Genomic DNA, 10,282 nt, shown 5'->3' with positions numbered 1-10,282 from the left:
GTGACCGTCACCGGAACCTCCGGGTCAGCCGCTGCGGCGAGGAGGTCAGCGACCAGCCGAGCGGCGCCGGGCCATCCTGCGGCCTGGATCTCGGCCGGCCGGCCACGGCACCAGTGTCTCCAGCAGGTTCCGACATCAGTCGCCCGGTTGTTGGTTGCCCCGGTATTGCGTCGCGGCGCGTGGCCGCCGGACCGATGCCTCGACCGCACCCGGCCGAGCGGCCGGGCAGGGTTGGGTACTGACGGACGTCAGCGCCGGGCTTGGCTGCTCGACGCAGGGTTCCGCATCACCATGCGGGCCCGCTGCATCTCACGTGCCATGCCGCCCAGCCAGCGAACCAGACCTGCCATCGGGGCGTCCTCCACTAACTTCGAGGGGATGAGTCGACGGTGCTTCGCCCCGTTGTCAAATCCCGGACGCGACAACCGGCGCGAACCAGGCGGGAAGAAGCCGTCTCACCCGCCATGTCGTCGCAGGTAGCTCCTGTGTTTCTCGCAATCCATAACGTATTGGTAACGAAGATTCGGATAGGTGCGTATCCCTCGATCGGGGCACGCCCGTTAGGCCTCGCCGACGCTGCGTGCATGCCCCGGGCGGACCATCAACCGGGATGCGCGCCGACGGTGTCGCGCAGCTCCCCGGCCATGGCCATGTCCGACTGCCGCGCGCAATGCGCACAGCAGAAGAACCGGCCGCTGGCCTCCACCCCGTGCCCGAGGATCCGGGTCCCGCAGTGCTCGCATTGCGGCGCGAGCCGCTGCGCAGCGCATTCGAAGCAGTCGAAGGTGTGCACCCCGCCGCCCACGGTGTGCACTTCGAAGGTCATCCAGTAGTCGTTGCCGCATACTTCGCAGGTCGCCATGACGTCGCCTTTCCACGCCGACGGGTGGACACCCGCAGGATGCGTCCCTACCAATGGGTCGGCAACCGCGCCACCACCCGATTCGCAGCTGCCCACCCGCCGCGGAGATGTGCCAGCATGATCACGATCACACCGAGCGCATCGGGGGAGCACATGCACGACGACCGCCGCATCGTCGAACAGCGCCTCGACCGGGTGCTGGCCGAACGCCTGCGACCCGCCTACTACGCCGAAACGCTGCCCTGCGACATCGCCGTCTGGCACGCGCCCGGCGAACCCGTGCCCGTCGCCGAGGCCCTGCGCGCCGACTACTCGCCCGCCGGCATCGGCGAAGCCTGGGGACCCGCCTGGGGCACCAGCTGGTTCCGGCTGGCCGCCACCATCCCGCCGCACTGGGACGGCCGCACCGTCGAAGTCGTGGTCGACCTCGGCTTCGACGCCGACCGCCCCGGATTCCAGTGCGAAGGCCTCGCCCACAGCGCCGACGGCACCCCCATCAAAGGCATCAACCCCCGCAACACCCACCTGCCCGCCGGCCGCAACTCCGCCGGCCGGCAACGCACCTGGTACGTCGAAGCCGCCGCCAACCCGATCATCCTGGGCGACAACGGCTTCCAGCCCACCGACCTCGGCACCAAACCCACCACCGCGACCCCACCTCTGTACCGGCTGCGCCGCGCCGAACTCGCCGTCCTCGACGAACCCGTGTGGCAACTCGTCCAGGACGCCGAGGTCCTCGACCAGCTCATGCGGCAACTCCCCGCGGACTCACCGCGCCGCCACGAGATCCTCCGCGCCCTGGAACGCATGCTCGACCGCCTCGACCTGCACGACATCACCGGCACCGCGCCCGCCGCCCGCGACGAGCTCGCCGACGTCCTCGCCGGGCCCGCGCACCCCAGCTCCCACGTGATCTCCGCCGTCGGCCACGCCCACATCGACTCCGCCTGGCTGTGGCCGCTGCGCGAAACCGTCCGCAAGGTCGCCCGCACCGTCGCCAACGTCACCGCCCTGATGGCCGAGCACCCCGACTTCCACTTCGCCATGTCGCAGGCCCAGCAGCTGGCCTGGATCAAGGAGCACCACCACCAGCTCTACGGCCGCGTCCGCACCTTCGTCCACACGGGGCAGTTCGTGCCGGTCGGCGGCATGTGGGTGGAAGCCGACACCAACATGCCCGGCGGCGAGGCCATGGCCCGCCAGTTCGTCCACGGCAAGCGCTTCTACCTCGAGGAGTTCGGCATCGAAACCCGCGAGGTGTGGCTGCCCGACTCCTTCGGCTACAGCGCCGCCCTGCCGCAGCTCGTCGCCCAGTCCGGCTCGCGGTGGTTCCTCACCCAGAAGATCTCCTGGAACCAGACCAACAAGTTCCCGCACCACACCTTCTGGTGGGAAGGCATCGACGGCACCCGGGTGTTCACCCACTTCCCGCCCGCCGACACCTACAACTCCGAGATCACCGGCGCCGAACTCGCCCACGCCACCGACAACTTCGCCGAGCACGGCTACGCCACCCGCTCCCTGCTGCCCTTCGGCCACGGCGACGGCGGGGGAGGACCCACCCGCGAAATGCTCGCCCGCGCCTACCGCACCGCCGACCTCGAAGGCTCCCCGCGCGTCCGCCTGGAAACCCCCGAGGAGTTCTTCACCGCCGCCGAAGCCGACCACGCCGGCCCCGCGGTCTGGTCCGGCGAGCTGTACCTGGAGATGCACCGCGGCACCTACACCTCGCAGGCCAAGACCAAACAGGGCAACCGCCGCAGCGAACACCTGCTGCGCGAAGCCGAACTGTGGTGCGCCACCGCCGCCATCGCCACCGGCCGCGACTACCCGCACGACGCGCTGGACCAGTTGTGGAAGCAGGTGCTGCTGCACCAGTTCCACGACATCCTGCCCGGCTCCTCGATCTCCTGGGTGCACCGCGAAGCCGAAGCCGCCTACGCCCGCATCGCCACCGAACTCGAAGCGATCATCACCGGCGCGCTGCGCGCCCTGGCCGGTGACCCCGCCGGCCCGCTGACCTTCAACGCCGCCCCGCACGCACGCAACGGCGTCCCCGCCCTCGGCGCGGCCACCGCGAACACCGCCGCCGCGGCGACGGCCACCCGCCACCCCGACGGCACCACCACCCTCGACAACGGCCTGCTGCGCGTCACCATCGACCACCGCGGGCTGCTGACCTCCGTCTACGACCACGCCGCCGAACGCGAGGCGCTGGCCGGCCCCGCGAACCTGCTGCAGCTGCACGCCGACCACCCCAACGCCTGGGACGCCTGGGACCTCGACGCCTTCTACCGGCACCACACCCGGGACCTCACCGAGCTCGACGAGCTGGACCTCGACAACGGCACCGTCCGCATCCGCCGCCGCTTCGGCAAGTCCACAGTGGAGCAACGCATCGGCCTCGCCGCCGACGCCCGCCGCGTCGACATCGACACCGACATCGACTGGCACGAAACCGAGAAGCTCCTCAAAGCGGCCTTCCCGCTGGACGTGCACGCCGACCGCTCCGCCGCGGAAACCCAGTTCGGGCACGTCATGCGCCCCACCCACAGCAACACCTCGTGGGACGCCGCCAAGTTCGAGATCTGCGCCCACCGGTTCCTGCACGTCACCGAACCCGGCTACGGCCACGCCCTGGTCAACGACGCCACCTACGGGCACGACGTCACCCGCGACACCCGCCCCGGCGGCGGCGCGACCACCACCGTGCGCCTGTCCCTGCTGCGCGCGCCCCGCTTCCCGGACCCCGACACCGACCACGGCCACCACCACCTGCGCTACGCCCTGGTCGTCGGGGCGGACATCGGCGACGCCAGCCGCGAGGGCTACCGCATCAACCTGCCCGAACGCACCATCAACGGCTCGCGGCCCGTCGCGCCCCTGGTGGCCGTGGACAACGACGCCGTCGTCGTCGAAGCGGTCAAGCTCGCCGACGACCGGAGCGGAGACCTCGTGGTCCGCCTCTACGAATCGCGCGGCGGCCGCGCCCGCGCCCGGCTGACCATCTCCTTCCCGGCCACCTCGGTCACCCGCACCGACCTCCTCGAACGGCCGCTCGCCGAACCCGACGCCACCACCGACGCGTTCGACCTGCGGCTGCGGCCCTTCGAAATCCGAACCCTGCGCTTCGCCCGCCTCGCCGGGACGTGAACCTCCCCGGCGACGCACGAACAGGGGCACCAGGCCTTGATGGTGGCGGCCCCGCGTTCAGAACGCGGGGCCGCCGGCGGGGTCACGGTTCGTGGCCCATGGTGGGCGCCGGCCGCTTGAAGCCGCGGGTGAGCCGGAGCAGTTGCAGGAAGCCGACCGCCACCCAGCTCAGGCCGATGACGAACGTCAGCGGCGACAGCGACGTCCACAGCCACACGGTCAGCGCCACCCCGATCCCAGGGGTGAGCACGTAGCGGAGGAAGTTCGCGCCTCGGCGCTTGCCCTGGCCGATCGCGTAGTGCTTGATGACGCTGAGGTTGACGAAGGTGAAGGCGATCAGGGCGCCGAAGCTCACCAGGGCGGCGGCCTGGTCCAGCGACATGACGCAGGCCAGCAGGGACACCGCGCCCACCGCCAGGGTGGCCAGGTGTGGGGTCCGGTACCTCGGGTGGATGCGGGCGAAGACGCGCCTGGGCAGCGCGCCGTCACGCCCCATGGAGAACAGGATCCGGGACACCGCGCTTTGCGCCGCCATGGCCGAGGCGAAGCAGGCCGCGACGTAGGCGGCGGTGAAGAACGCCGCCAGGAAGTCGCCGCCGGCGCTGACCATCACCTCGACCGAGGCCGAGTCGGGATCGGTGAAGGTCTGCCAGTCGGGGTGGACCAGGTGGCCCACCCAGGACATGAGGACGAACAGCAGTCCGCAGAAGACCGTGCACAGGATGATCGCTCTCGGAATCGTCTTCTGCGGCTCCCGGGCCTCCTCGGAGAGCGTGGAGATCGCGTCGAAGCCCAGGAACGACAGGCAGAGGATGGCTGATCCGGCGACGATCGCGGTGAGCGAGAAGTCCGCGTTGTAGAACGGCGCCACCAGGTCCGCCGGTGCCGCGCGCCCGGACACGGTCAGGTAGCTCATCGCCAGGAACGTCGCGATGAACACCCCCTGAGCGCCCACCAGCACCATGTTCATGCCGGTCACCAGTTTGATGCCGAGGGTGTTCAGCCCGGTGACGACGGCGATCGCCAGCAGCACCCAGACCCATCCGGGCACCGCGGGGATCGCGATCCCCAGGTAGAGCCCGATGACGATGTAGCTGATCGTGGGCAGGAAGATGTAGTCCAGCAGCAGCGCCCAGCCGGTGAGGAAGCCCGTGGCGGGGCCGAAGGTCTGCTGCGTGTAGGTGTAGGCGGAGCCGGCCACGGGGTAGGCGCGCACCATGTTCGCGTAGCCCAGCGCGGTGAACGTCATCGCGGCCAAGGTGACGATGAACGCGGTGGGCAGGTGCCCTCGGGTCACGTCGGTCGCGATCCCGTAGGTGGTGAAGGCCGCGAGCGGGACCATGTAGGCCAGCCCGAAGAGGAACAGCGAGGGCAGCCCGAGCACGCGTTTGAGCCCGTGCTCGCCGGCCGGATGAGCGTCGGTCCGTGCCGTCGCGGGCTGGGCTGCCGCGGCGCGACTGTCGTGCCCGCTCACCGGAGTCCACCCGATGCGACGGCCTGGGTGAGCGTCTGCTCGACCAGCCCGACCAGTTCGCCGATGGCTGCGGCGTCGGCGATCAGCGGAGGGGACAGCTGCAGCAGCGGGTTGCCTTCGGAGTCGACGGCGAGCCGGCACAGCACGCCCGCCTCGGCAGCGGCCGGGGTCAGGTGCTGGTTGACGAACTCGGTGGCGTCGAGCTGTTCCGGCGCCCAGGACTTCGTGGCCTTGTCGGTGACCAGCTCCAGGCTGCGGTGGTAGCCGTCGCCGCGGATGTCGCCCACGATCGGGTTCTCGCGGAGCCGTTCGAGTTCGGCGGCGAACGTCGCGCTGGTGGCCTTGACGTTGCCCTGCACGTCCAGCCGGCGCATGATCTCCAGGTTCGCCAGCGCCGCGGCGCAGGCAACCGGGTGCCCGCTGTAGGTGAGCGCGTGGTTGTACATGCCGGCCGGTCCGTCCAGGACGGTCTCGATGACCCGGTCGCTGGCGATCAGACCGCCCAGCGGCACGTAGGCCGAGGCGATCCCCTTGGCGAAGGTGATGATGTCGGGCTGGAAACCGTAGTGGATCGAGCCGAACCACTCGCCGAGCCTGCCGAACCCGGTGATGACCTCGTCGGCGATCAGCAGGATCCCGTGCCGGTCGCAGAGTTCGCGCACGCCCTGGAAGTAGCCCTCGGGCGGGGTGAGGCTCCCGCCGGCGTTCTGCAGCGGCTCCATGATGATGGCGGCGATGGTGTCCGCGCCCTCCTGCAGGATCAGCGATTCGAGCTCGGCCAGCAGGAAAGCGGTGAACTCCGCCTCGGTCTCCTGACCGGGGCGCCGGTACCGCTTGGTGTTGGACACGTGCCGGACGCCGGACATGAGCGGCTCGAACATCTTGCGCACCTGCACCATGCCGTTGAGGGACATGGCGCCGAAGCTGGTGCCGTGGTAGGCGACCCGGCGGGCGATGAACTTCCGGCGAGCGTGCTCGCCCCGGCTGATGTGGTACTGCCGGGCCAGCTTGATCGCGGCCTCGTTGGACTCCGAGCCGCTGGAGGTCAGGAACACCCGGTTCAGGTCGCCGGGGGCGAGCGCGGCCAGTTCGGCGGCCAGCTTCGCCGCGGGCGGATGCGCGACGCTCCAGGTGGTCTGGAAGGGCAGTTCGCTCATCTGCCGGGCGACGGCCTCGCCGACCTCGGCTCCGTGCGAGTAGCCCAGCTGGGTGCAGAACAGCCCGGCCAGCCCGTCGAAGTAGCGCTTGCCCGATTCGTCGTAGACGTAGCAGCCCTCGCCGCGGACGAAGATCGGCAGGCTCTCGTTGCGGTACTTCGCCGCCGAGGTGAAGTTCATGACCAGGTGGCGCTTCGCCAGCTCTTCAACGGTGGCGGTCGTGCTCGTCTCCGCGGACATGGTGCTCCCTAAAGTCGTCGGTGTTCGGGGTTCGATGCCTTGCGGTGGCTCGAAAGGGCCGCCCGGTGGTTCTGGGCGCCGGCCACCGGTTCAGGTCGAGGGGCGGGTCGGTGGTCCCGCGGTTGCCTTCAGTACTTGATCCACGTGGTTTTCAGGCCGGTGAACTTCTCGATCGCGTGCGCGGACAAGTCGCGTCCGAAGCCGGACTGGCCGAAGCCGCCGAACGGGGTCTGCGGGCTCAACGCGTCGACGGTGTTGACCGAGACGGTTCCCGCGCGCAGCGCGTCGGAGACCCGCAGGGCGCGGGAGAGGTCCGCGGTCCAGACGGAGGCGGCCAGGCCGTAGCGGCTGTCGTTGGCCAGCCGGATCGCGTGCGCTTCGTCGTCGAAGGCGGTCACGCAGAGCACGGGGCCGAAGATCTCCTCGCGCTCGATGCGCGAACCCGGTGCCACGTCGTCGAAGACCGTTGGCTCCACGAAGCAGTCGCGCCGTCCTCCGCCGGTGACCAGTTCGGCTTCGCGGCGGCCGTCCGCGATGAAGCCGGCGACCCGCTCGGCGTGGGCCGCGTCGACCAGCGGCCCCATCCGGCTCGCGGGGTCGAGCGGGTCGCCGGGTGCGTAGTCGGCGGCCCGCTTCGCGATCTTGGCCACCAGGTCGTCCTTGATCTCGCGGGCGACGAGCAACCGCGAGTTGGCCGAGCACACCTCGCCCTGGTTGAAGAAGATCCCCGCGCACGCGGCTTCGGCCGCCGCGTCCAGGTCGGCGCAGTCGGCGAAGACGAGGTTGGGGCTCTTGCCGCCGCATTCCGGCCACACCTGCTTGAGATTGGATTCCGCCGCGTAGCGAAGGAATTGCTGTCCCACGGCGGTTGATCCGGTGAACGCGATGCAGTCGACGTCGGGGTGCAGGCCCAGCGCGCGGCCGGTGGTCTCGCCGTAGCCCGGAACGACGTTGAGCGCCCCGTCGGGCAGCCCGGCTTCGGCGGCCAGCTCCGCGAGCCGCAGCGCCGACAGCGGGGACTGCTCGGCGGGCTTGAGCACCACCGAGTTCCCGGCGGCCAGGGCGGGTGCGAGCTTCCAGGTGGCCATGTCCAGCGGGAAGTTCCACGGCACGACCGCGCCGACGACGCCGAGGGGAACGCGGCGCACCAGGGCCAGATCTCCCGCAGCGGTCGGTGCGATCTCGCCGTAGTCCTTGTCGAGCATCTCGGCGTACCAGCGGAACAGGCCCGCCGCCCCGGGGACGTCGATCTCGTAGGCGTCGGTGACGAGCTTGCCCATGTCCACCGAGTCGAGCAGGGCGAGCTCCGCGCGGTGCTCGTCGATCAGGTCGGCCAGGCGCAGCAGCACCTGCTTGCGCTCGGCAGGGCCGGCGGATGACCAGGCGCCGGACTCGAAACACGTGCGGGCGGCGGACACGGCGGCGTCGACGTCGGCGGGACCGCACTCGGCGACGTCGGCGATGGTGCGGCCGGTGGCGGGGTCGACGGTCGGGAAGGTGCGGCCGTCGAGCGCCGCGGTGAACCGGCCGCCGATGAACGCGGCGGTCCGCGGCGCGAGGCCCGCGGCGGCCTCGCGCCACTGCTCGTGGGTGAACGCTGGCATGGCTCTCCTCTTCGCTCAGAAACTTTGAACGCAGATTCAAAACTTCAGCAAAGTCACATGTCAATACCCAAGTCAGAGATTGAAAAAATTGAACCAGAGCATCAATAATGGTGACGTGACACGGACCAGGACACAGCGGGCACGCCGGGAACAGCTCATCGACGCCGCGCTGCGGGCGATCAACGAACGCGGGCGCGTCAACGTCCGCATCCGCGACATCGCCACGGAGGCGGGTGTGTCACCGGGCTCGGTGCTCTACCACTACCCGGAACTGGCGGAGCTGATGTTCGACGTGCATCGCACGGTGACCGACCGCTTCTACCGCCACCGGGCCGACACCGTCGACGCGGCCGGGAGCGCCGAGCTCAAGCTCGCCGCGGCCATCGAGACCGGCCTGCCGTCCGGGAAGGACGACGAGGTCGCCTGCGTGCTCTACGAGATGCACGGGCTCGCCGACCGCAGCTCCGCGCACGCCGCGCTCATGACCAGTCTGTACGACCGGGAGGTCGCGCTCTACGGCACGGTGCTGGAGATCGGCCGTGCGACGGGCCGGTTCACGCTTTCCCGGCCGGTGCGCGAGATCGCCGCGACGCTGGTCGCGCTGGAGGACGGCCTCGGGCTGCACCTGATGAGCAACAACACCTCCGTCGAGCGCAATGCCGCCAAGCACCTGGTCACCGAATACGCGAGGCAGGCCACCGGCTGCGCGACCACCTCGTAGGCGAACGCGGCTCCGCGAGGCAGGATGTCTCCATGAACGAGCCTGCCTTCACCCTCGTGCAGCTGCGCTACTTCGAGGCGGCGGCCCGGCACCTCAGCATGACCGCCGCGTCGAAGGAACTCATGGTGTCCCAGTCGGCCGTGTCGACCGCGATCGCGCAGCTGGAGAAAGAAATGGGCGTGCAGTTCCTGCTGCGCCACCACGCCCGCGGGCTCAGCCTGACCACGGCGGGCGAGGCGTTCTACAAGAGGGTCCTGGACTTCCTCGCCCACGGCGCCGAGCTGGTCGAGACCGCCCGGCAGTCCGGCACCGAGCTGGTCGGGACGCTGACGGTCGGCTGCTTCGCCACGCTCGCGCCGTTCCGGCTACCCGGCCTGCTGGCGGAGTTCGAGGCCCGGCACCCGCAGGTGCACGTGTCCCTGCGCGAAGGCGAGCACCAGGCGCTCAAATCGGCCCTGCGCTCGGGCGAGACGGAACTCGCCCTGCTGTACGGCTACGACCTGGACGACGACATCGACCGCGAGGTCGTGGGAACCGCGCACCCGTACGCCCTCGTGTCCGAGGACCACCGGCTCGCGCAGCGGAAGAACCGCAAGGTGTCGCTCCAGGACCTCGCCGACGAGCCCATGGTGCTGCTCGACCTGCCGCACAGCCGCGAGTACCTGCAGTCGATCCTCAGCAACGCGGGCGTGGAACCCCGGGTCCGCCACCGCACGACCGGCTACGAGACCGTCCGTGCTTTCGTCGCGCACGGTCACGGCTTCGCGCTCCTCAACCAATGCCCGCCGGCCGAAACCACGTACTCGGGGGCGCGAGCCGTACCGCTCACCCTGACCGACGACGTCCCGTCGCTGGAAATCGTCGTCGCCTCGATGCGCGGGGTCCGCCTCACCCGGCGGGCACAGGAGTTCCGGGAGTTGTGCCGCACCCTCTACGCGCGCTGACGGTTTTGGGGGCGGGGAGGCGATCGCCTCCCCGCCCCCAAAACCGTCGAACGGGGGTGGAGTCGGTGGGGTGGTTTGGGGGGGTGGGGGGGTGTGGGTGGGGGACGGACAATTGGTAGGGGGACCC

Annotated in this window: 7 protein-coding genes; 3 read left to right on the top strand and 4 right to left on the bottom strand. The window is 70.2% G+C overall.

The window, feature by feature from the left end:
* Nucleotides 1–601: 601 nt before the first annotated feature.
* Complete coding sequence (locus tag AB0H93_RS43980; RefSeq protein WP_093267697.1) at nt 602–862, bottom strand: Prokaryotic metallothionein; 261 nt, start codon at nt 860–862, stop codon at nt 602–604.
* A gap of 117 nt (nt 863–979) precedes the next feature.
* Between AB0H93_RS43980 and AB0H93_RS43975 the strand changes: the two genes are divergently transcribed.
* Nucleotides 980–4,015 carry a glycoside hydrolase family 38 C-terminal domain-containing protein gene (locus tag AB0H93_RS43975; protein WP_358582859.1) on the top strand — a complete coding sequence of 1,012 codons (3,036 nt, stop codon included), beginning with the start codon at nt 980–982 and terminating at the stop codon, nt 4,013–4,015.
* A gap of 82 nt (nt 4,016–4,097) precedes the next feature.
* Here AB0H93_RS43975 and AB0H93_RS43970 read toward each other — a convergent pair whose 3' ends face one another.
* The 3 genes from AB0H93_RS43970 to AB0H93_RS43960 form a co-directional block, all read right to left on the bottom strand.
* A complete protein-coding gene (locus AB0H93_RS43970; RefSeq protein WP_358582857.1) occupies nt 4,098–5,489 on the bottom strand; it encodes an APC family permease in 1,392 nt (463 codons plus the stop codon).
* Entirely contained in the window at nt 5,486–6,886 is a 1,401-nt protein-coding gene (locus AB0H93_RS43965; RefSeq protein WP_358582854.1) for an aspartate aminotransferase family protein, read from the bottom strand. The genes AB0H93_RS43970 and AB0H93_RS43965 overlap by 4 nt, the downstream gene beginning before the upstream one ends.
* A gap of 128 nt (nt 6,887–7,014) precedes the next feature.
* Nucleotides 7,015–8,490: an aldehyde dehydrogenase gene (locus AB0H93_RS43960; protein ID WP_358582851.1), complete on the bottom strand. Its 1,476-nt coding sequence runs from the start codon at nt 8,488–8,490 to the stop codon at nt 7,015–7,017.
* Between the two features lie 115 nt (nt 8,491–8,605).
* Here AB0H93_RS43960 and AB0H93_RS43955 point away from each other — a divergent pair, with 115 nt between their 5' ends.
* Nucleotides 8,606–9,211 (top strand): TetR/AcrR family transcriptional regulator, encoded by a 606-nt coding sequence (locus AB0H93_RS43955; RefSeq protein ID WP_358582849.1) that lies wholly within the window; start codon nt 8,606–8,608, stop codon nt 9,209–9,211.
* Nucleotides 9,212–9,243: 32 nt separating this feature from the next.
* Nucleotides 9,244–10,155, top strand: coding sequence for a LysR substrate-binding domain-containing protein (locus AB0H93_RS43950; RefSeq protein WP_358582846.1), 912 nt, complete (start codon nt 9,244–9,246; stop codon nt 10,153–10,155).
* The last annotated feature ends 127 nt before the right edge of the window (nt 10,156–10,282 follow it).

The sequence above is a fragment of the Saccharopolyspora sp. NPDC050642 genome (assembly GCF_040654735.1).
Taxonomy (GTDB): Bacteria; Actinomycetota; Actinomycetes; order Mycobacteriales; family Pseudonocardiaceae; genus Saccharopolyspora; species Saccharopolyspora elongata.
The sequence above is the reverse complement of the archived record's forward strand: the minus strand, read 5'-3'. Positions and strand labels throughout refer to the sequence as shown.